We start from the raw sequence: 20,512 nt of genomic DNA on the forward strand, positions 1-20,512 counted from the left end.
TGCTTCGGTCTTGTGCCGGTATCCGTGCCACGGCCAGATGCCATGATTGATCCGCCGCGCGAAGCCGCAAGGGGAAGGAACGCATCATGAAGGCCGTCATCTGCCGCGAGCTGGGACCGCCCTCGGCGCTGCGCGTCGAGGAGGTGCCCGATCCCAGGCCGCTCGCCGGCCAGGTTCTCGTGCGCGTCGAGGCGGCGGGCGTGAACTTCCCGGACACGCTCATCATCCAGGGCCGCTACCAGCACAAGCCCGCGCTTCCCTTCACCCCCGGCGCCGAGGTCTGCGGAGTGGTGGAGGCGTTGGGCGAGGGCGTCGAGGGGCTCGCCGTCGGCACGCGGGTCGCGGCCGCGATCACCCATGGCGGCTTCGCCGAGCGCGTGGCCTTCGACGCCACCAAGGCCGTGGCGGTGCCGGACGGCGTCTCGTCGGAGGACGCGGCCGCGCTCTGCCTCGCCTACGGCACGGTGCTGCACGGGCTGGAGGACCGCGGCGCGCTGCGGGCGGGGGAGACGCTGCTCGTGCTCGGCGCGTCCGGCGGCGTGGGCATGGCTGCGATCCAGATCGGCAAGCTGGTGGGTGCCCGCGTCCTCGCCGCCGCGTCCTCCGCGGAGAAGCTGGAGGCCTGCCGGGAGGCGGGGGCGGACGGCCTGATCGACTATTCCGCGGAGGGATGGCGCGAGACGGTGCGGGCGCTGACCGAAGGGCGCGGCCCCGACGTGGTCTTCGACCCCGTGGGCGGCCCCTACACCGAGCCGGCGCTGCGCTCCATCGGCTGGCGCGGGCGCTACCTCGTGGTCGGCTTCGCGGCGGGGGAGATCCCGCGCATCCCCCTCAACCTCGTGCTGCTGAAGAACTGCGCGGTCACCGGCGTGCTCTACGGCGAGTTTACGCGGCGCGAGCCGGAGGCCAACCGCGCGATGCTCGCCCGGCTCTTCGGCTGGGTGGCGTCGGGGCGGCTGCAGCCGGCGGTGTCGCAGCGCTTCCCGCTCGAGCGCGCGGCGGAGGCGCTGGAGGTGCTCGGCGCGCGCCGCGCCACGGGCAAGCTCGTGCTGGTCACCCATGCGGGGGCGCCGGGCTGAGGCCGATCAGCGCGTCCACCGCGACGAGGCGCGCGCCCGCGGCGATCACGGGGTTCACATCGATCTCGGCGATGCGGCCCGCGTGGTCGGCGGCGAGCTCCGAGACGCGCTGGACAACGCCGGCGAGAGCGTCCAGGTCCACCGCCGGCAGGTTGCGGAAGCCCGACAGCAGCCGCGCCCCGCGCAGCCCCGCCAGCATCGCCCGCGCCTCGCCGTGGCTCACCGGCGCCAGCGCCACGGCCGTGTCCCGCAGCAGCTCCACGAGGATGCCACCCATGCCCACCAGCACCGTCGGGCCGAAGAGCGGGTCGCGGCGCGCGCCGACCACCACCTCGATCCCGGCGGGCACCATCGGCTGCACCAGCACGCCGTGGATGGGCGCGCCCGGCGCGGCGCGGCGCGCGTTGGCCATCACCTCCGCGAAGGCCGCGCGCACCGCTTCCGGCCCCGCGAGGCCGAGGCGGATGACGCCGGCCTCGGTCTTGTGCGGCAAGGCGGGGCTCTCGACCTTCAGCACGACCGGGTAGCCCGCCGCGTCCGCCGCGGCGACGGCCTCCTCCGCCCCGGTCGCCAGCGTCTCGGCCACCACCGGCACGCCGTAGGCGGCGAGCACGGCCTTGGCCTCGCGCTCCGTCAGCACCGCGCCGCTGGCTTGGTCGAGAAGGCGCGCGGCCGCCTCCCTCGCGCCGGGCGGGGCGAGGCGCGTGGCCATGACGGGGCCGGCGCATCGCCGCTCGTGCCGCGCCTGCCAGGCGGCGATGGCGGCCATGCAGCGGTCCATGGAGCGGAAGAGCGCCACCCTCTCCTCGCCCTCGGCCTCGCGCGCGCCGGGGCCTTCCAGCCACTGCGTGGTCCAGACGACGCAGGCGACCTTGCCGTACCGGGCCGCCAACTCGCCCATCATGCGGAAGCGCGGCGTTGCCACGTCGTAGGCGAAGCCGTTGGGGACGACGAGGGTGCCGTAGGCCGGGTCGCCCAGCAGCGCGCCGATGCAGTCCTGCAGCGATCCCGGGTCGTTCAGCACCTGCGCCGTCACGTCGCAGGGGTTGCGCGCGGAGCCGAACTCCGGGATGCGCGCGGAAAGCACGGCCTGCGCCTCCGGCCCCGGCTGCGGCAGCGCCACGCCGCGCGCCTCCGCCCGGTCCGCGGCCATGATCGCGGCGCCGCCGGAGGTGGACACCACCGCCACCCCCGCGGCGCGTGGGGCCGGCGCCTTGGCGAGGAAGCTCGCGAGCTCGAGCAGCCCCTCGAAGCTCTCGGACAGGACCATGCCGGCGCGCTGGAAGGCCGCACGGTAGACCGCCTCCGATCCCGCGAGCGATCCCGTGTGGGACATCGCCGCCGCCGCCCCCTGCTCCCCCGTCCCGAGCTTGTGGACGACGATCGGCTTGTCGTGCTCCCACGCGATCGCGGCCGCCTCGAGCAGCCGGGCGGGATCGGCCATGCCTTCGAACAGGAGGGCGATGGCGGAGCAGGCGGGGTCCTCCGCCAGCGCCGCGACGAGGTCCGCCACGTCGACGTCGCCCGAGTTGCCGCAGGTAAGGACGCGCCCGACCTGCGCGCCGGCCTCGACGGCCTGGGCGAGCGCGAAGCCGAGGTTGCCGGACTGGCTGACGATGCCCAGCGCCGGCCGGACGGGGGGCGAGGCGGGGCGCGGCAGGGCGACGAAGCTGATCTCCGCCCGGCGGACGTAGTCCACCACCCCGATGCAGTTCGGCCCGAGTAGCCGGAGGCCGCCCTCCCGCGCCATGGCCACCAGCCGGTGCTGCAGCGCCACGCGCTCCGGCCGGCCGGTCTCGGCAAAGCCCGCGGCGTAGAGGATGAGGCCGCGCACGCCGGCGGCGACGCAGTCGCGCACCACGCCCTCGCAGGCCTCCATGGGCGTTGCCGCCACCACGAGGTCCGGCACCTCCGGCAGCGCGGCGAGGGAGGGGTGGCAGGGCTGGTCGCCGATCCCGTCGTAGCGGGGGTTCACGAGGTGCAGCCGCCCGGCGAAGCCCGAGAGGTTGCGCGCCGTGCGCTCCCCGAAGGACCCGCCGCGCGCGGAGGCGCCGACGATGGCGATCACCGCGGGGTCGAGCAGGGCGCGGAGGTCCTCCCGCCGGTAGACGGGGCGCGGGGCGGGGAGGTGGGGCGTCATGGCTGCGGGAGGGGCTCTCTCTCGGCGGTGGGCCGCGGGGCCGGGCGCGCGAACAGGCGGCGCAGCGTCCCGTCCAGGCCGCCCGGCAGGATGGCGAGCGCCGTGACCAGCGCGCCGCCGAGGATGATCGCGTTGACGTCCCCGCCGAAGGACAGGAAGCGTTCCTGCCCGACGATGAGCGCCGTGCCGATGAGCGGGGCCAGCAGGCGCCGCCGTCCCACCAGGACCACGGCGGTGAGCATCAGCACGAGGAAGTAGGTCTCGAAGAGGTCCGGGCCGACATAGGCGCGCTGGTAGGCGTAGAGCCAGCCCGCCGCCGCGCTGAACAGCGAGGAGAGCACGAAGACGAGGAGCCGCACCCGCCCGACGTCGATGCCGGACATGGTTGCGAGGCGCGGGTTGAGGTGCACCATCATCGCCATGGCGCCGAGCCGCGAGCGGCGGAACTGCCGGACGGCGTAGAGCGTGAGGAGAAGCAGCACGAGGGCGTAGGGCCAGAGCTGCGCGTCGTTCCCCGCCGCCAGCCGCAGCGGCCCCACCGAGAGGTCGAGCGTCGGGATCGCCGAGACGCCGTCCGACCCGCCGAGAAGCGGCCAGTTGTGCGCCACCGCCGCCGCGACGACGGTGGCCGCGTAGGTGACGAGCGAGAAGACGAACTCGCGCAGCCGCAGCGTGACCAGCCCGAGCGCGGCGGCGAGGAGGGCGCCCGCCGTGAGCGCCGCCGCAAGCGTGGCCCAGGACCCCGCGCCGAGCCGAGTGGAGAGCAGGGCCGTCGCGTAGGCTCCCGCCGCGAAGAAGACCGTGTGCGCCAGGCTGACCTCGCCGAGGTCGGAGACGACGATGTCGAGCCCGTAGGCTGCCACGGCCATGATGGCGATCACGGCGAAGGCGCCGTGCAGCCCGCCCGCCCAGCCCGGCAGCAGGAGCAGCGCCGCGGCCGCGACGGCGGCGAGGAGGGCACGCAGCGGCCCCCTCACCGGCCGGCCCTCCCGCCCAGCGAGAGTCCGCCCGGGCGCAGCACGAGGACGACGATCAGCACGGCGAAGGCCGCCGTCGTCGCGTAGGCCGGCGAGACGAAGCCGCCGAAGAGCGCCGTGAAGACGCCGAGGCCGAGGCCCGCGACGTAGCTTCCCGCCACGGAGCCGATGCCGCCGAGGACGACGACCACGAAGGTCACGATCACCTCCTCGAAGCCGATGCTCGTCAGGATGGGCGTGCGCGGCGCGACCAGGGCGGCCGCCAGCGCCACCGCCGCGCCCTCGAAGGCGAAGACGGCGAAGTAGACGCGCCGCACGTCGATGCCGGCGAGCTGCGCGAGCTTGGGGTCCTCCGCCACCATCCGCGCGGTGCGGCCGAGCGAGCCGCGCTCCAGCCCGTAGTGCAGCAGCACGAAGACGAGGATGCCGGCCGCGACGATCAGCAGGTCCTGCCCCGTCACCCAGGCCCCCGCCAGCTCGAAGTCCACGAGGCTCAGCGGCGTCTCCAGCACCTGCGGGTTGCCGCCGAAGACCAGCCCCGCGACCCCGCGCATGAGGTGACCGAAGCCGAGCGTCACGATCATGATGGAGACGAGGTCCTGCGCGAAGGTGAGGCGCAGCATGGCCGCCTGCATCACCAGCCCGACCAGCACGCCCGCGCCCATCGCCAGCAGGATGGCGAGCGGGTAGGGCAGGCCGAGCGACGCCGTGGCCCACCAGGTGACGAAGGCCGCGAGCATGTAGATCTGCCCGTGCCCGAAGTTCACCAGCCGCGCGACGCCGAGCAGGACCGTCCAGCCGATCGCGATCAGCGCGTAGGCGTGGCCGAGCACCACGCCGTTGATGAGCTGCTGCACGAGGTTCACGCCACGGCCTCCCCGAGATAGGCCGCGAGGATGCGGGGATCGTCGCGCATGGCGGCCGCGGGACCCTCCGCCAGGATTCGGCCCCGCTCCAGCAGGACGAGGCGGTCCACCACCTCGATGGCGGCGCGCACGTTCTGCTCGACCAGCAGGACGGAGAGGTTCGGCCCCACCAGGCCCCGCACCGTCCGCAGCACCTCCGACACGAGGCGCGGGGCGAGGCCGATCGAGGGCTCGTCCAGCAGCAGCACGCGCGGGCCGAGGCGCAGGGCGCGCGCGATCGCCAGCATCTGCCGCTCCCCGCCCGAGAGGGCGGAGCCCGCGTGGTGCAGACGCTCCTGCAGGCGGGGGAAGAGGGCGTAGACCTCCTCCTCGTCGTAGCCGCGCCGCCCGCTTCCCCGTGGAACGTTGGCGGCGGCGAGGTTGTCGGCCACCGAGAGGCGGAGGAAGACCGCGCCGCCCTCCGGCACGAGGGCGAGGCCCCGCGCGACGCGCGCGTGCGGCGGCCGCGCGCCGATCTCCTCCCCGTCCAGCCGCACGCTGCCCGAGACCGAGGGCGCGCCGCGCGACCAGCCGAGCAGCGCGTTCACCAGCGTGGACTTCCCGGCCCCATTCGCGCCGACGACGCCCACCAGCTCGCCCGGCGCGACCGCGAGGCGCGGGATGTCGAGCGCGACGTTGCCGCCGTAGGCAACGCGCAGGTCGCGCGCCTCCAGCACCGGCCGCGTCATGCCGCCTGCCCCAGATAGGCCTCGAGCACCCGCGGGTCGCGCTGGATCTCGGCGGGGGTGCCCGTCGCCAGCGGGCGGCCCTGCTCCAGCACCAGGATGCGGTCGGCGACCGACATGATGAGGTCCATGTGGTGCTCGATCACCACCACCGCGACGCCCTCCTCCCGCAGCCCGCGCAGCACCGCGGCCAGGGCGGCCATGTCGGCGCCGCCCAGTCCCGCGGCCGGCTCGTCCAGCATCAGCACGCGCGCCCCGCGCCCGAAGGCGAGGGCGATGGAGAGCATCCGCTGGCTGCCGTAGGGGGTGCTGCCCGGCGGCAGGGCGTGCAGGGCGCGGGGCACGCCGAAGCGTTCCAGCAGGGCGGCCGCCTCCTCCTCCAGGGCTCGGCGCCGCGCCGCCTCCCGCCAGGGCAGCAGGAGGCTCGCCAGCAGCCCCGTCCCGGCCTCGCGCGCCAGCACCGCCACCATGTTGTCGAGCACGCTGAGCGAGGCGAAGAAGGCGTTCTGCTGGAAGGCGCGCTTAAGCCCGAGCGCGGCCAGGCCGTGCGGCGGCCGGGTCGTCACCTCCTGGCCCAGGAGCCAGACCCGGCCGCTCCGTGCCGTCATGTGCGTGGTGGCGTCGTAACAGGAGCTCTTCCCCGCCCCGTTCGGCCCGATGATGCCGAGGATCTCGCCGGGCCGGACCTCCCAGCTCACGCCGTCGAGCGCGACGAGCGCGCCGTAGCGCACGCCGAGCCCCTCGACGCGGAGCGCGGGGTCCGGCCCGGCCTGGATCACGCCCGGACCTCGATCCGGCCCTCGTTGACGGTGAAGAGCCGGTGGCTGGAGCCGAGCTGCCCGTCCGGCGCGAAGGCGATGTCGCCGAAGACCGTCCCCTTGAAGGACCCGCCGCGGATGCGGTTCGCGACCTTCTCCCGGTCGAGGGTCCGCAGCTCGTTCGCGGCCATGGCCCAGACCTGCAGCGAGGTCGCGCCGAGCGCCATGAACTTGTCCGGCGTGTAGCGGATCCGCTCCTCCGCGCGGCGCACGAAGTCCTGGTTGACCGGGTTGGAGGCGAAGGGTTCCACCTTCGGGAAGTAGATGTCCGCGCCGACGATTCCGTTCGCGGCGTCGCCGGCCACCTGAATGACGCTCGGCGCCACGGTGCCGACGGCGGTCACGATCTCCCCCCGCAGCCGCATCTGGCGCGCCTGGCGAAGCAGCGCCGGCAGGCCCGAGCCCTCGTTGGCGTTGATGGCGACGATCGCGTCCGCGTTGGCCGAGCGCAGGTTCGTCAGCGCGACGCGGAAGTCCGCCTGGGGAAAGGGGAAGCGCTCCTCGCCCGCCTTGGTGTAGTCGTGCCCCAGCGCCTTCAGCTCGCCCTCGATCGAGGCCTGCGCGCCGTTCCCGTAGGCGTCGTTCTGCGTGAGGAACGCGATCCGCTTCGCCCCCATCGCCTTCAGGTGCTGCGCGATGATCCGCCCGTCCTGCGCGTTGGAGGAGTTGAGGCGAATCGCCAGCGGGTTGCCGCCGCCCGTCAGGATCTGGTCGGCTTTCGAGATGGCGGTGATGTCGAGGACGCCCGCGCGCGCGATCACCGTCTGCATCGCGAGCGTCACCGGACTGTTCCAGCCCTCGATGATGACGGAGACGCCCTCGCCGATGAGCTCGTTCGCGCGGCTGACGCCGACCGCCGGCGTCGATTCGTCGTCGCGCCGGATCACCTGGATCGGGCGGCCGAGGACGCCGCCGGCCTCGTTCACCATGGCGGCCGCGATCTCGATGGCCTCGCAGACATGCACCCCCTGGACCGCCGTGCCGCCGCTGAGCGGGAAGATGGCGCCCAGCTTCACCGGGTCCGCCGCGCGGGCGAGGCGCGGGGCCGCCAGCGCCGCGGCGCCCAGCCCCAGGAACTGCTTGCGGGAGATCATCATCGGTCCGTCCTCCAGGGCCGCCATGCTTTCATGGTTCGGCGATGCGCCCGACAGGGTTCCGCGTCGGGCCCGCGGGTGAAAAGGCGGGTCACGGCGGCAGGATGCGGCGCCGCTGCAGCTCGCGCAGCCACCATTCGAGCATCTCCGCGGTGTCGATGCACTCGCCGAAGCCTGCCTGGCGGATGCGGATCGTGCTGACCAGCGAGGCCGCTTGGTCGTCCCGGCTGAAGGCGAAGTCGGCGAACTGCCAGGAATTCCCGACAAGCTGCGCGAGCGTGTGCGGCACGAGGCCGTGCTCCCGCACGATGGACTGCCAGATCGGCTCCTTGTCGGCCATGAGCACGGGCAGGGGCATCGGGTGGGGGGCGCCCTCCTCCATCCCGAACACGCGCGCCACCACGGGAAACAGACCGCGCCAGGTCAGCACGTCGCCGTTCGTCACGTTGAAGATTCGGTCCCGCGCCGCCGGCGCCTCGGCCGCCCAGGCCATGGCGGAGGCAAGCAGACGCGCGTCCGTCACCTCCGTCACGCGGTCGCCGCGGCCCGGGAAGACGAGCGGCAGGCCCATGGCCCGGCTGATCGCCGCGTAGGCGCCGATCGCGCTCAGCAGGTTCATTGCGCTGCCCAATGCGAAGCCGATCACCGCCTGCGGGCGGAACACCGTCCAGTGCCAGCCGCGCCCCGCCTGCCGCGCGCGCAGGTGGTCCTCCTGCAGCCAGTAGAAGTTCGCGTGCATATGCCGGGGCGCGCCCTCCTTGCCCGGGATCGGCATCTGGCCGAGGTGCACGCCGTAGGCCTTCGTGCCCTGCAGCAGCGAGACGTGCCGCAGCGCGCCGTTGTCGAGCGCGTCCACGCAGTTGGCGAGCATCGCGCGGTTCGTCTCCATCTGGTCGGCCTCGAGCCAGCCCGCGCGCAGCTCGGGCTTCTCGAACAGCGCGGCGTAGACGAGATGCGTCGCGCCGAAGCCGGAGAGCGCCGCGCGGCAGGCGGCGGCGTCCGTCAGGTCAAGCGGGAGGAAGCGCGCGCCGAACCCCTCCGGCGGCGCGCGGCGGGAGAGGCCGATCACCTCCCAGCCATCGGCGGCGAAGCGGTCGAGCGCGGCGCGCCCGACCAGCCCCAGCGCGCCCGCGACGACGACCCGCCCCCGCATCCGCTCAGGCCCGCGCTAGGCGCGCGATGAGGTCGCGCCAGCGGTCGTGGTCGCGGCGGAGATAGGCCGCGTAGTCCTCCGGGCCGCCGCCGCGCACGTACTGGCCCTCGTCCAGCAGCCGCTGGCGAAGCTCCGGCGCCTCCATGGCCTTCAGCGCCGCCGCGTTCAGCCGCGCGATGGCGGCCGGCGGCGTGCGGGCGGGCGCGAGGAGGCCGAAATGCGTCTGCGAGACCATGTTCGGGCCGAGCTCGGCGAAGTTCGGCACCTCCGGCGTCACCGCCAGCCGCTCGCCCTCGCCGGTCCAGCCGATGATCGTCCCGCGGCCCGAGCGCATGGCGGCAAGCGCCGAGCTGCCGCCGACCGAGATCACGTCGAGCGTCCCGCTCATCAGGTCCGTAAGCTGCTGCGCGTCGCCGCGGTAGGGCACCTCCTGCATCCGGATGCCCAGCCCCTCCATCACCACGATGGCCGCGATGTTGTTGAAGCTCGTCGGGCCGTTCGAGCCATAGTTGAGGCCCCCGCCGCGCGATTTCGCCAGGGCGACGAAGCCCGGGATGTCCGCTGCCAGCCCCTTCCGCACCACGATGCCGAAGGGCAGCGTCGTCACCAGCACGATGGGTGCGAGGTCCTCGGCGCGGTAGGACAGCTTCTCCGGCAGCAGCGGGTTCAGCGTCATCGTCGTGCCGGACGCCATCAGGATCGTGTGGCCGTCCGGCGCGGCGCGGGCCACGGCGTCGGCGCCGATCGCGGTCTGCGCGCCCGGCTTGTTGTCGATGACGACGGGCTGGCCGAGCAGCGGCGCCATCCGCTCGGCGAGGGTTCGCGCGGCGACGTCCGTCGCGCCGCCGGGCGGGAAGGGCACGACCAGCGTCACCGGCCGCGTGGGGAAGGCCTCGGCCGCGCGCGCCAGGGCCGGCAGGCCGAGGGCCAGGGCCGATGTGCCGCGCAGGATCGTTCTTCTCTGCATCGTCGTTCCCTCCATACCCGGGCCCTCGCGCGGGCCGTTGATCCGCTACTCCAGCAAGCTGTCGCGCAGCGCGGCGAGCCGCGTCCCCTCCAGGCCGAGCGCGGTGGCGAGGAAGGCGTCCTCGCCCCCGTGGTCCCCGATCGCCCGGTGCAGCGCGCCCTCCAGCAGCGGCCGGTGCGCGCGGGTCAGGGCCTCCGCCACCGCGGCCGGGGTGCCCTCCGGCAGCGCGTGCTCGCGCCGCCAGAAGCGGTTCGTCGCCAGGTAGTCCTCCAGGATCGCCTCGCGCGGGACGCCGAGCGCCAGCAGCAGGAGCGCCGCGCCGAAGCCGGTGCGGTCCTTGCCGGCGGTGCAGTGGAAGGCGAGGGGGCGGCGCGCCGGGTCGGCCACCAGCGCCAGCAGCGCGCGGTACTGCGGCAGCTTCTCGGTCGCGTAGGCGGCGTAGGCGCGCGCGAGCAGCGTCAGCACGTCCTCGCCGGTCGCGCACCCCGTGGCCAGGATGTCGCGCAGCGAGGCGCCGACCGTGGGCTCGATCGGCAGCGCCACGGGCGCCGGGCCGGGTTGGGGCAGGCGCGACGGCGCGCGGGCGCTCTCCTCCACGCCGCGCAGATCCACGACGCTGCGCAGCCCCAGCCCGGCGAGCACGCCCTGGTCCGCCTCCGTCAGCGAGGCGAGGGAGGAGGCGCGGAACACCTGCCCGAAGCGCAGCCGCCGCCCGCCATGCCCCTCGTAGCCGCCGAGGTCGCGCATGTTCGTGCACCCCGCCAGCGGCACGGGCCGCGGCAGCGTCGCGTCGAGCGCGGGCGGGGCGGCCAGCACGCTCAGCGCCCCTCGAAGCTCGGGCGGCGCTTCTCGAACCAGGCGTTCACCGCCTCCTCGTGGTCGCGCGTCGTGTGGGCCAGGGCCTGGAAGGCCGCGGACATCTCCAGCAGGGAGGAGAGCCGCATGTGCTGGCCCTCCCGCAGCAGCCGCTTGGTCATGCGCAGCACCTGCGGCGGGTTGCGCGCGATGCGCCCGGCCAGCGCCCGCGCCGCGTCCATCAGCTCCGCGTCCGGCACCACGCGGGAGACCAGCCCGCAGGCGAGCGCCGCCCGCGCGTCGAGCCGGTCGCCGGTGAAGGCCATCTCGGCCGCCATGGACTGGCCAACGGCGCGCGGCAGCAGCCAGGCGCCGCCGTCGCCCGGCACGATGCCGACGCTGACGAAGCTCTCCGCGTAGGAGGAACCCTCGGCGCCGATGCGGATGTCGCACATGCAGGCGAGGTCCAGCCCCGCGCCGATGGCGGGACCGTTCACCGCTGCGATGGTCGGCACGTCGAGCTCGTAGAGGGCGAGTGGGATCTTCTGGATGCCGCGCCGGTAGCTCTCGCGGATGTCGGCGGGCTTCATGCCGAAGCGCTCGCGCATCGCCTTCAGGTCGCCGCCGGCCGAGAAGGCGCTGCCCGCTCCCGTCAGGATCACCGCGCGCACGTCGGCCTCGGCGGCGATGCGCGCACAGGCCTCGGTGAAGGCCTCCGTGCTGCCGCCCTCGATGGAGAGGGCGTTGCGCCGGTCCGGGTCGTTCATGGTGAGCGTCACCACCGGCCCGTCGCGCTCGAAGGTGAGGAAGTCGCTCAAGGGGCCGTCTCCGTCGCAATGGGGGCGAGGTGGGTGCGCACGAAGGGAAGGGTTTCCGCCGAACCGCTCTCGAGGAAGCGTCGCCCCAGCCAAGCCGCCCAGCGCGCCTCGCCGCCGAAGCGCATCCGGCCGAGCTGCAGGCGCGCGGTGAGGAGGTGCAGGTCCACCTCCTCGGTGATCCCCATGGCGCCCTGCACCCCGTGGGCGATGGCAGCGACACGCACCGCGGCCTCGCCCACGCGCAGCTTGGCCGCGGCCACGCGCGCTTGGTTCAGCCCCGCGACGCCCTCGCCGTCCGCGACGGAGGCGAGCTGCGCGGCCGTGCGGGCGGCGAAGACGTCCTCCGTCATCACGCTGACCTGCTGCTGCACCGCCTGGAAAGCGGCGACCGGGCGGCCGAACTGCTGGCGCTCCCGCGCGTGGCGGACGGTATCCTCCAGGATCCGCTCCATGGCGCCGGCCATGACCGCCACCTCCGCCCAGGCGCCGGCGGCGTCGTGGTCGGCGGCGGGCACCGGGCGGCCGGCGTTGCCGGGCCAGCGCAGGACGCGGCCGAGCGGCGAGCCCGCTTCCGCGTCCTCCCGCCCCTCGGCGACCGGCAAGAGGAGCGCGCGGCCTTCGAGCGGCAGCAGCGCCCAGTCGGCGTGCTGGCCGGGCGGCAGGCGCGCCGTGCCCTCGCCAGCGGGCTCGGCGAGCGCGATGGCGCCTTCCGGGGCCGCTTCCCCGGCCGCGGCGAGGATGGCGCGCGCGAGCATCGTCTCCGCGACCGGCAGGGGCACGGCGAAGCGCCCGGCCGCCATGATCACGGGCAGCGCCTCCGCGGGGCCGAGGTCGGCGCCGCCCGCCGCCTCCGGCACCAGCGCGTCGAGGAAGCCCGACGCCTCGATCTCCCCCCAGAGCGCGGCGGGCGATCCCCCGGCGCGGATCGCCCGAACGGCCTCCGATGCCGCGTGGCGGGTGAAGAGCTCCTCGGCGGAGCGGGCGAGAAGGCCGTCCATCAGCGCAGCCCCATGCCGCGCGCGATCATCCCGCGCAGGATCTCGCGCGTGCCGCCGCGGAGCGAGAAGGAGGGCGCCATGGCCGCGGTATAGGCCAGCGTGCGCATCAGCGGCCCCGGCGCCGGCCGCGCGGAGGAGGCCAGCGCGTCCGCGACGAGGGTGGGGATGAGCTGCTCGAACTCGGTGCCGAGGTCCTTCACCAGCGCGGCCTCCACCACGGGGCTCTCCCCCTCGACGAGGCGCCCGGTCACCGCGATCGACATCGCGCGCAGCACCGCGAGATGCGCGAGCAGCCGCCCGAGGAGGATCTCCGCCGCCTCCGTCGCCCCGGCCTCGCGCAGCCAGGCCGCCCAGCCGTCGAGCAGCACGGCGGAGGAGAGCACGCGCTCGGGGCCGCTGCGCTCGAAGGCGAGCTCCGCGTTCACCTGCGCCCAGCCCGAGCCCTCCTCGCCCACCAGCGCGTCCTCGGGCAGCAGCACGTCCTCGAAGACCACCTCGGAGAAATGCGCGTCGCCCGAGAGGTCCCGGATGGGGTTGATGGTGACGCCCGGCGCGCGCAGGTCGACGATCACCTGGGACAGGCCCTTGTGCCGGTCCGCGGCCGCGCCGGAGGTGCGGACGAGGGCGATCATGTAGTGCGAGCGGTGCGCGTTCGTCGTCCAGATCTTCGCGCCGTTCAGCCGCCAGCCGCCGCCCTCCCGCACCGCGCGCGTGGCCACGCTCGCGAGGTCGGAGCCGCTGTTGGGTTCGCTCATGCCGATGCAGAAGAAGGCCTCGCCGCGGCAGATGCGGGGAAGGTAGAATTGCCGCTGCGCCTCGGTGCCGAAGCGCTGGATGAGCGGCCCGCTCTGGCGGTCGGCGATCCAGTGGGCGGAGACCGGCGCCCCGGCGGCGAGCAGCTCCTCCACCAGCACGTAGCGCGCGAAGGGCCCGCGGCCGGCGCCGCCGTACTCCTTCGGGAAGGTCAGGCCGAGCCAGCCGCGCGCGGCCAGCTTCCGGCTGAAATCCTCGTCGAAGCCCATCCAGGACCGCGCGCGGCGCTCGGGCGGGATGCTGGCGACGGCCTCGCGCAGGAAGTCGCGGATGGCCGGGCGCAGCGCCTCGTCCTCCGGCGGGATGGCGGCAAGGGGGAGGGCACCGATCATCGCCTCAGTCCAGCCTCACGCCGCTCTCGGCGATGACGCGGCCCCAGCGCGCGGTCTCGTCGCGCAGGATGCGGCCGTATTCCTCGGGGGTGGAGCCGAGCGGCTCAGTGCCTTGCTCCGCGAGCTTCGCTCGCACGTCGTTGTCGGCCAGCGCCGCCAGGGCCGCTGCGTTCAGCGCGGCGATGACGGGCGCGGGCGTGCGCGCCGGCACCATGATGCCCTGCCAAGCCCCGACATCGAAGCCGGGGATAAGGGTCTCGGCGATCGTGGGCACCTCCGGCAGCGGCGTGAGGCGCTTCGGGCTGGTCACGGCCAGCGCCCGCAGCCGTCCCTCGCGGATGAGGGGGAGGGCCGAGTTCACCGTGTCCGTCAGGAACTGCACCTGCCCGCCCACCGCGTCCACCAGCGCCGGCGCGCTGCCGCGGTAGCCGACATGCACGGCGTCCAGCCCCTGCGAGCGCAGCAGGAGGAAGGCCGCGAGATGCGTGACGTTGCCGTTGCCCGCCGAGCCGTAGGAGAGCTGCCCGGGCCGCGCGCGGACATACTCCACGAAGCCGCGGACGTCCTGGACGGGCAACCCCGGGTTCACCGCGAGCACGAGCGGGATGGTCGCCGTCTGCACGACGGGCGCGAGGTCGCGCAGCGTGTCGTAGGGCAGGCGCGTGTAGAGCGCGGGGCTGAGCGCGATGGAGGAGGTGTTGTAGAGCACCGTGTAGCCGTCCGGCTCCGCCTTCGCGACGGCGTCGTTGCCGATGTTGCCGTTCGCGCCCGGCCGGTTCTCCACCACGACCGACTGGCCCAGCGTGCGGGACATGCGCTCCGCCAGCACGCGCGCCACGATGTCCGTCGGCCCGCCCGGCGGGAAGGGAACCACCAGCCGGATGGGCCGCGCCGGCCAGGGCACCGGCTGCGCCCGGGCCGCGGAAGCGGCGAGGGCCATGGCGGCCAGCAGGCCGCGCCGGGTGCCGCGGGGAAGGGGCGCGCTCATGCTGTCGGTCCTCTCTCCGCCGCGCCCGCCAGCGCGATCACGCCGTCCTGCCGCAGGCGCTCGATCTCGTCGTCGCCGAGCCCGAGCGCCGACAGCACCGCCCGCGTGTCCTGCCCGAGCCGCGGCGGGGCGAGGCGGTAGCTGGCGGGGCTGGCCGGGAGCTTCCCAGGGAAGCCGATGACCGTGACCGGCGTGCCGTCGTCGCGCCGCATCACCCGCAGCATCTCGCGGGCCGCCAGCTGCGGGCTCTCCAGCACCTGCTCGATGGTGTTGATGGGCCCGCCCGGCACGCCCGCCGCCTCCATCGCCGCGATCAGCTCGGCCGCGCGCCAAGGGGCGATGGCGCGCGCCAATTCCACCTCCAGCACGCGGCGGTCGCGCTGGCGCCCGGCGTTGCTGGCGAAGCGCGGATCGGCCGCGAGGTCGTCCCGCCCGAGCAGCGTGCAGAGGGCGCGGAACTGCCCGTCGCTGCCGCAGGCGACGAGGATGTAGTCGTCGCTCGTCGCGAAGTCGCGGTAGGGCACGACGTTCGGGTGCGCGTTGCCCAGCCGTCGCGGCGAGGCGCCGCCGACGAGGAAGTTCATGGCCTGGTTGACCAGCAGCGCGACCTGGCTGTCCAGCAGCGCGACGTCGACGTGCTGCCCCTCGCCGGTCGCCGCCCGGTGGTTCAGCGCGGCGAGGATGGAGACGGCGGCGTAGAGGCCCGTGAAGAGGTCGCTGACGGGAAGCCCCACCTTCATCGGCCCCGCGCCCTCCTCCCCGTCCGGACGGCCGGTGACGCTCATCAGCCCGCTCATGCCCTGGATGAGGAAGTCGTAGCCGCCGCGCTGGGCGTAGGGCCCGGTCTGCCCGAAGCCGGTGACGGAGACGTAGATCAGCCGCGGGTTGGCCGCCCGCAGCGCCGGCGCGTCGAGCCCGTATTTCGCGAGCCCGCCCGTGCGGAAGTTCTCGACGAGGACGTCCGCCTCCGCCGCCAGGCGCCGCACCAGCGCCGCGCCCTCGGGCCGGGCGAAGTCGATGGCGAGAGAGCGCTTGTTGCGGTTGGCGCAGAAGAAGTAGGCGGCGTCCGGCCGCGCCGAGCCGTCCTCGAGGAAGGGCGGGCCCCAGAGGCGCGTGTCGTCGCCGCGGCCGGGCTGCTCCACCTTCAGCACCTCGGCGCCGAGGTCGCCCAGGATTTGCGTCGCCCAGGGGGCGGCGAGCACGCGGGAGAGGTCGAGCACCTTCAGCCCCGCGAGGGCTCCCGCGGCGGGCGCCTCCATCAGCCGGCCCCGGCGCGGAAAGGCGCCTCGGCAACGCGCGCAGCCATTCGGCCGTCTCCTCCTTCTGGCCCGGTGTTCCGGTGCCGCGATCCCGTTGGATCTGCCTTCTTGACGCGTATTTCAACAAATGAAAGAGTATTTCAGGAAACGTCGCACGGAAACTGGCCGCTGAAAACCCCGAAAACGCGGGTGGCGCAGGAGGGAGGGACCCGGGATGCCCTCCTATGAACCCGTCACCGCGCTGATGCGTGGGCTGGACGTGCTGCGCGCGGTCAACCGCCTCTCGCCCGCGGGCGTCGGCGACATCCACCGCCTGACGGGGCTGAACCAGCCGACGATCGTGCGGATGCTGGAAACCCTCATCCACGCGGGCTTCGTCATCCGCGACCCGCGCCAGCCCCTCTACTTTCCGACCGGCCGCACGCTGGAGCTGAGCGCCGGCTACGTCCTGCACCGCGCGATCGGCCTTGCCGCGACCCCCGTGATGACGCGGCTGCGCGGCGCCATCGGCTGGCCCTCGGACGTCGGCGTCTTCGACGGCGATTCCATGGTCGTCGCCCATACCAGCCGCGGCGAGGGGCGCTTCCTGTTCGAGCGGCGCACCGGCTTCCGCGCGCCCGTCCTCGCGACCTCGCTCGGCCGCGCCTACCTCGCCTTCTGCGGCGAGGCCGACCGCGCGCGCGCCCTGGCGCTGGCCGCCCGCTCGCCGGAGCCCTGGAACGCCATCGCCGGGCGGCCCGACGAGGCGGCGGCGGCCTTTGCCGCCATCCGCGCCGCCGGCTACGCCGCCATGGACGAGGACTACGCGGCCCGCGAGTACGGCGGCCTGGCCAGTGCCATCGCCGTCCCCGTGCTCGTGGACGGCCTCGCCGCCGCCTCGCTCAACCTGATGTACCTGCGCGAGGCGATCGACCGGGCTGCCGTGGTCGACCGCCTGCTGCCCGTGCTGCGCGAGGCCGCGGGCGAGCTTGCCGCGGCGGTCGCGGGCCTCGGCCGTGCCGCGTGACGCCGTGATGACCAGGGAGGCCGCGTGATCGACCCCGAGAAGCTGCTCCACTTCCCCATCCCCGAGGTGCGCCAGCGCGTCACCCCGCGCGACGCGGCCTTCTACGCCCTCTCGGTCGGCCTCGGGCAAGACCCGATGGACGCGCGCCAGCTCGACTACGTGGACGCGCATCGCGGCCCTCGCGTGCTGCCCTCCATGGCCGTCGTGCTCGCGCATCCCGGCTTCTGGCTCGCCGATCCCGCCACGGGCGTGGACGCCGTGCGGGTCGTCCACGGCGAGCAACGCATCGCCCTGCACCGCCCGCTCCCGGCCGAGGGCGAGATCATCGGCCGCACCCGCGTCACCGGCCTCGTCGACAAGGGGGAGGGCAAGGGTGCGCTGCTCTACTCCGAGAAGGAGCTGCGCGACGCCTCGGGCACCCTGCTGGCGGTGACGGGCAGCACGACCTTCCTCCGCGGGGATGGCGGCTTCGGCGGCCCCTCCGGACCCGTGCTGCCGCCCGACCCCGTGCCGGAGGGCGCGCCCGAGATCGTGCTCGACCTGCCGACGCGCCCGGAACAGGCGCTGTTCTACCGGCTGAACGGCGACGACAACCCGCTCCACGCGGACCCCGCCCTCGCCGCCCGCGCCGGCTTCCCGCGCCCGATCCTGCACGGCCTCTGCACACTCGGCGTCGTCGCCCACGCGCTGCTGCGCGCGCTGACGGACTACCGCGCGGAGGCCTTCCGCGGCCTGTCGCTCCGCTTCTCCTCGCCCGTCTATCCCGGCGAGACCATCCGCACGGAGATGTGGCGAAGCGGCGCCTTCCGCGCGCGCGTGGTCGAGCGGGACGTCGTCGTCGTCAACAACGGCCGCGCGATCATCGCGTGACGGCCAGGGGGAGGATCGCCGCTTGAGCCTGAGAGGAGTGGCCTGCATCGCCGGGGCCTACGAGCACCCGACACGCAAGGCCGAGAACAAGAGCACCGCGCAGCTCCACGCCGAGGTCGCGATCGGCGCGCTCCGCGACGCCGGCCTCACGCGCGCCGACGTGGACGGCTACTTCTGCGCCGGCGACGCGCCCGGCATGGGACCGCTGAGCATGGCCGACTACCTCGGCCTGAACCGCCTCCGCCACGTCGACTCCACGGATATCGGCGGCAGCTCCTACCTGCTGCACGTCGCCCACGCGGCCGAGGCCATCGCGCTCGGCCGCTGCGACGTCGCCCTCATCACGCTCGCGGGCCGCCCGCGCTCGGAGGGGGTGGCCACCGGCACCGCGCCGCGCGCGGGGAGCCCCGCGCAGCCCGACGTGCAGTTCGAGTACCCCTACGGCGCCGCGGTGGCCAACCTCTACGCCATGTGCGCCATGCGCCACCGGCACGAGTTCGGAACCACCGCCGAGCAGCTCGCCTGGATCAAGGTCGCGGCGAGCCACCACGCCCAGCACAACGAGCACGCCATGCTGCGCAAGGTCGTGACGGTGGAGGAGGTGGTGAACTCTCCCCTCGTCGCCGACCCGCTGCACCGGCTGGACTGCTGCGTCATCAGCGACGGCGGCGGCGCGCTGGTGGTGACGCGCCCGGAGATCGCGCGCGGCCTGAAGCGCCCGGTCGTCACGCTCCGCGGCGCGGGGGAGGCGGTGAAGCACCAGATGGGCGGCCAGCTCGACCTCACCTACACCGGCGCCCGCTTCTCCGGCGCCCGCGCCTTCGAGGAGGCCGGCGTCACCCCCGCCGACATCAAGTACGCGAGCATCTACGACAGCTTCACTATCACCGTGCTCCTCCAGCTCGAGGACCTCGGCTTCTGCGAGAAGGGGCAGGGCGGGCGCTTCGTGGCGGACGGCAATCTCATCTCCGGCGTCGGGCGCCTGCCCTTCAACACGGATGGCGGCGGCCTCTGCAACAACCACCCGGCCAACCGCGGCGGCATGACGAAGGTGATCGAGGCCGTGCGCCAGCTTCGCGGCGAGGCGCACCCGGCCGTGCAGGTGCCGAACTGCGACCTGGCGCTCGCACACGGCACGGGCGGCACGATCGGCACGCGCCACGGCAGCGCGACCCTGGTGCTGGAAAGGGAGTGACGGCGATGAGCGAGACCCCCGTGCGCGTGCCCCCGAGCCCCGTGCCCGACCCCTCCACCCTCGGCTTCTGGCAGGCGGCGCGGGAAGGAAAGCTGTTGCTCGGCCGCAACCTGGAGACCGGGCGCCTGCACTACCCGCCCCGCCCGGTCTGCCCCTTCGACGACGTGGGGGAGGTCGAATACGTCCCCTCCAGCGGCCGCGGCACGATCTACACCTTCAGCGTCATGCGCGCGAAGACGCCCTACGCCATCGCCTATGTCGAGCTCGAGGAGGGGCCGCGCGTCATGACGAACATCGTGGACTGCGACCTGGAGGCGCTGCGCATCGGCCAGGCCGTGCGCCTCGTCTTCGTGGACAGCGAGGGCGGCCAGCCCGTCCCGATGTTCACCCCGGCCTGAGAGGACGCGCGCATGGGCATGCTGGACGGCAAGGTCGCCATCGTCACTGGGGCGGGCGGCGGGATCGGGCGGGAGATCGCGCTCGCGATGGCGCTGGCCGGCGCGAGGGTGGTCGTCAACGACATCGGCGCCTCCCTCACCGGGATCGGCGAGACCTCCGCGACGCCGGGGGAGGGGACGAAGGCGATCATCGAGCAGCGCGGCGGCACGGCGGTGACCAACACCGACAGCGTCGCCGACTGGGAGGGCGCGCGCCGGATCGTCGCGACGGCGCTCGACGCCTTCGGGCGCCTCGACATCGTCGTGAACAACGCGGGCATCCTGCGCGACCAGATCTTTCACAAGATGACGCCGGAGGAGTGGCGCGCCGTCATCGACGTCCACCTCAACGGCGGCTTCTACGTCTCCCGCGCCGCCGCCGAGCCCTTCCGGGCCCAGGGCTCGGGCGCCTATGTCCACATGACCTCCACCTCGGGCCTCGTCGGCAACTTCGGGCAGGCGAACTACGCGGCGGCCAAGCTCGGCATCGTCGCGCTGTCCAAGTCCATCGCGCTGGACATGCAGCGCTTCGGCGTGCGCTCGAACTGCATTGCGCCCTTCGCCTGGAGCCGCATGACGAGCTCCATCCCCGCCGAGACGCCGGAGCAGCAGGCGCGGGTCGAGAAGCTGAAGCGGATGACGCCCGAGAAGAACGCCCCGCTCGCGGTCTATCTCGCCAGCGACGCCGCGAAGGACGTGACCGGCCAGGTCTTCGCCGCGCGCAACAACGAGATCTTCCTCTTCAACCAGCCGCGCCCCGTCCGCAGCACGCATCGCGGGGAGGGATGGACGCCCGAGCTGATCGCCGAGCACGCGATGCCCGCGCTGCGGGCCGGCTTCATGCCGCTCGACCGCAGCCCGGACGCCTTCTCCTGGGACCCCGTCTAGGTGTTTGATCCCAGGGTTTGATGGTGCAGTCTTCTCCCCTGAGCGGAAGGACGCACTATGGGCCAGGTTCTCCATGGCAGCGCCACAACGACGGAGGCAATCCGTCGAGCGATACAGCATAGTCAAGAGAGCCTGAGAGGGCTGGCCAAGCGCTATGGAGTGAACCCGAAAACGGTCGCCAAGTGGAAGGCGCGTGGGTCTGTTACCGACCTGCCGACTGGGCCGAAGGAGCCGAAGTCCACGGTTCTCTCGGTCGAGGAGGAGGCCGTCGTCGTCGCCTTCCGCCGGCACACC

The 20,512-nt window shown here is 74.0% G+C and carries 20 protein-coding genes and 1 pseudogene; 7 read left to right on the forward strand and 14 right to left on the reverse strand.

The genetic code is table 11. From position 1 onward, the window contains the following. Window positions 1–86: 86 nt before the first annotated feature. Window positions 87–1,079 carry an NADPH:quinone oxidoreductase family protein gene (locus tag EAH89_RS20640; RefSeq protein WP_140885602.1) on the forward strand — a complete coding sequence of 331 codons (993 nt, stop codon included), beginning with the start codon at window positions 87–89 and terminating at the stop codon, window positions 1,077–1,079. On the opposite strand, the gene EAH89_RS20645 is transcribed toward EAH89_RS20640, so the two are convergent. From EAH89_RS20645 to EAH89_RS20710, 14 genes are all read right to left on the reverse strand, one after another. Continuing rightward, the gene (locus tag EAH89_RS20645; RefSeq protein ID WP_140885603.1) at window positions 1,054–3,219 is read right to left on the reverse strand and encodes an acetate--CoA ligase family protein; all 2,166 of its coding nucleotides are present in this window, start codon (window positions 3,217–3,219) and stop codon (window positions 1,054–1,056) included. The two genes, EAH89_RS20640 and EAH89_RS20645, sit on opposite strands and share 26 nt — an antisense overlap. After that, the gene (locus EAH89_RS20650) at window positions 3,216–4,196 is read right to left on the reverse strand and encodes a branched-chain amino acid ABC transporter permease (protein WP_206667620.1); all 981 of its coding nucleotides are present in this window, start codon (window positions 4,194–4,196) and stop codon (window positions 3,216–3,218) included. The genes EAH89_RS20645 and EAH89_RS20650 overlap by 4 nt, the downstream gene beginning before the upstream one ends. Further along, complete coding sequence (locus tag EAH89_RS20655) at window positions 4,193–5,062, reverse strand: branched-chain amino acid ABC transporter permease (protein WP_140885604.1); 870 nt, start codon at window positions 5,060–5,062, stop codon at window positions 4,193–4,195. Before EAH89_RS20655 ends, EAH89_RS20650 begins: the two co-directional genes overlap by 4 nt. After that, entirely contained in the window at window positions 5,059–5,790 is a 732-nt protein-coding gene (locus EAH89_RS20660) for an ABC transporter ATP-binding protein (protein WP_140885605.1), read from the reverse strand. The genes EAH89_RS20655 and EAH89_RS20660 overlap by 4 nt, the downstream gene beginning before the upstream one ends. Next, window positions 5,787–6,566, reverse strand: a complete 780-nt coding sequence (locus EAH89_RS20665) for an ABC transporter ATP-binding protein (protein ID WP_140885606.1) — start codon at window positions 6,564–6,566, stop codon at window positions 5,787–5,789. The genes EAH89_RS20660 and EAH89_RS20665 overlap by 4 nt, the downstream gene beginning before the upstream one ends. Further along, complete coding sequence (locus EAH89_RS20670; RefSeq protein ID WP_140885607.1) at window positions 6,563–7,702, reverse strand: ABC transporter substrate-binding protein; 1,140 nt, start codon at window positions 7,700–7,702, stop codon at window positions 6,563–6,565. Before EAH89_RS20670 ends, EAH89_RS20665 begins: the two co-directional genes overlap by 4 nt. A gap of 88 nt (window positions 7,703–7,790) precedes the next feature. After that, window positions 7,791–8,852, reverse strand: coding sequence for an SDR family oxidoreductase (locus EAH89_RS20675; RefSeq protein ID WP_140885608.1), 1,062 nt, complete (start codon window positions 8,850–8,852; stop codon window positions 7,791–7,793). A 4-nt stretch (window positions 8,853–8,856) separates the two neighbouring features. Continuing rightward, window positions 8,857–9,819 (reverse strand): tripartite tricarboxylate transporter substrate binding protein, encoded by a 963-nt coding sequence (locus tag EAH89_RS20680; RefSeq protein WP_161993699.1) that lies wholly within the window; start codon window positions 9,817–9,819, stop codon window positions 8,857–8,859. A 45-nt stretch (window positions 9,820–9,864) separates the two neighbouring features. Beyond that, a complete protein-coding gene (locus tag EAH89_RS20685) occupies window positions 9,865–10,635 on the reverse strand; it encodes a tyrosine-protein phosphatase (protein ID WP_140885610.1) in 771 nt (256 codons plus the stop codon). 2 nt (window positions 10,636–10,637) lie between these two features. Next, on the reverse strand, window positions 10,638–11,432 hold the full coding sequence (locus EAH89_RS20690; protein ID WP_140885611.1) for a crotonase/enoyl-CoA hydratase family protein: 795 nt from the start codon (window positions 11,430–11,432) through the stop codon (window positions 10,638–10,640). Next, a complete protein-coding gene (locus tag EAH89_RS20695) occupies window positions 11,429–12,430 on the reverse strand; it encodes an acyl-CoA dehydrogenase (protein WP_140885612.1) in 1,002 nt (333 codons plus the stop codon). The genes EAH89_RS20690 and EAH89_RS20695 overlap by 4 nt, the downstream gene beginning before the upstream one ends. Next, window positions 12,430–13,575, reverse strand: coding sequence for an acyl-CoA dehydrogenase family protein (locus tag EAH89_RS20700; protein WP_140885613.1), 1,146 nt, complete (start codon window positions 13,573–13,575; stop codon window positions 12,430–12,432). The genes EAH89_RS20695 and EAH89_RS20700 overlap by 1 nt, the downstream gene beginning before the upstream one ends. A gap of 4 nt (window positions 13,576–13,579) precedes the next feature. Further along, entirely contained in the window at window positions 13,580–14,563 is a 984-nt protein-coding gene (locus tag EAH89_RS20705; RefSeq protein WP_140885614.1) for a tripartite tricarboxylate transporter substrate binding protein, read from the reverse strand. Next, on the reverse strand, window positions 14,560–15,822 hold the full coding sequence (locus EAH89_RS20710; protein ID WP_140885615.1) for a CaiB/BaiF CoA transferase family protein: 1,263 nt from the start codon (window positions 15,820–15,822) through the stop codon (window positions 14,560–14,562). Before EAH89_RS20710 ends, EAH89_RS20705 begins: the two co-directional genes overlap by 4 nt. A gap of 214 nt (window positions 15,823–16,036) precedes the next feature. Between EAH89_RS20710 and EAH89_RS20715 the strand changes: the two genes are divergently transcribed. The 6 genes and pseudogenes from EAH89_RS20715 to EAH89_RS20740 all read left to right on the forward strand — a co-directional run. Beyond that, window positions 16,037–16,828 (forward strand): helix-turn-helix domain-containing protein, encoded by a 792-nt coding sequence (locus tag EAH89_RS20715; protein WP_140885616.1) that lies wholly within the window; start codon window positions 16,037–16,039, stop codon window positions 16,826–16,828. A 24-nt stretch (window positions 16,829–16,852) separates the two neighbouring features. Next, complete coding sequence (locus EAH89_RS20720) at window positions 16,853–17,698, forward strand: MaoC/PaaZ C-terminal domain-containing protein (RefSeq protein WP_140885617.1); 846 nt, start codon at window positions 16,853–16,855, stop codon at window positions 17,696–17,698. Window positions 17,699–17,720: 22 nt separating this feature from the next. Beyond that, window positions 17,721–18,893, forward strand: a complete 1,173-nt coding sequence (locus EAH89_RS20725) for a thiolase domain-containing protein (protein WP_140885618.1) — start codon at window positions 17,721–17,723, stop codon at window positions 18,891–18,893. A 5-nt stretch (window positions 18,894–18,898) separates the two neighbouring features. Beyond that, on the forward strand, window positions 18,899–19,291 hold the full coding sequence (locus EAH89_RS20730; RefSeq protein ID WP_140885619.1) for a Zn-ribbon domain-containing OB-fold protein: 393 nt from the start codon (window positions 18,899–18,901) through the stop codon (window positions 19,289–19,291). Window positions 19,292–19,303: 12 nt separating this feature from the next. Then, window positions 19,304–20,218 carry an SDR family oxidoreductase gene (locus EAH89_RS20735; protein ID WP_140885620.1) on the forward strand — a complete coding sequence of 305 codons (915 nt, stop codon included), beginning with the start codon at window positions 19,304–19,306 and terminating at the stop codon, window positions 20,216–20,218. A gap of 57 nt (window positions 20,219–20,275) precedes the next feature. Continuing rightward, window positions 20,276–20,512, forward strand: a pseudogene (locus EAH89_RS20740) (IS481 family transposase); the annotation flags it as partial.

It is taken from the genome of Muricoccus nepalensis (assembly GCF_006438825.1).
Classification (GTDB): Bacteria; Pseudomonadota; Alphaproteobacteria; order Acetobacterales; family Acetobacteraceae; genus Roseomonas; species Roseomonas nepalensis.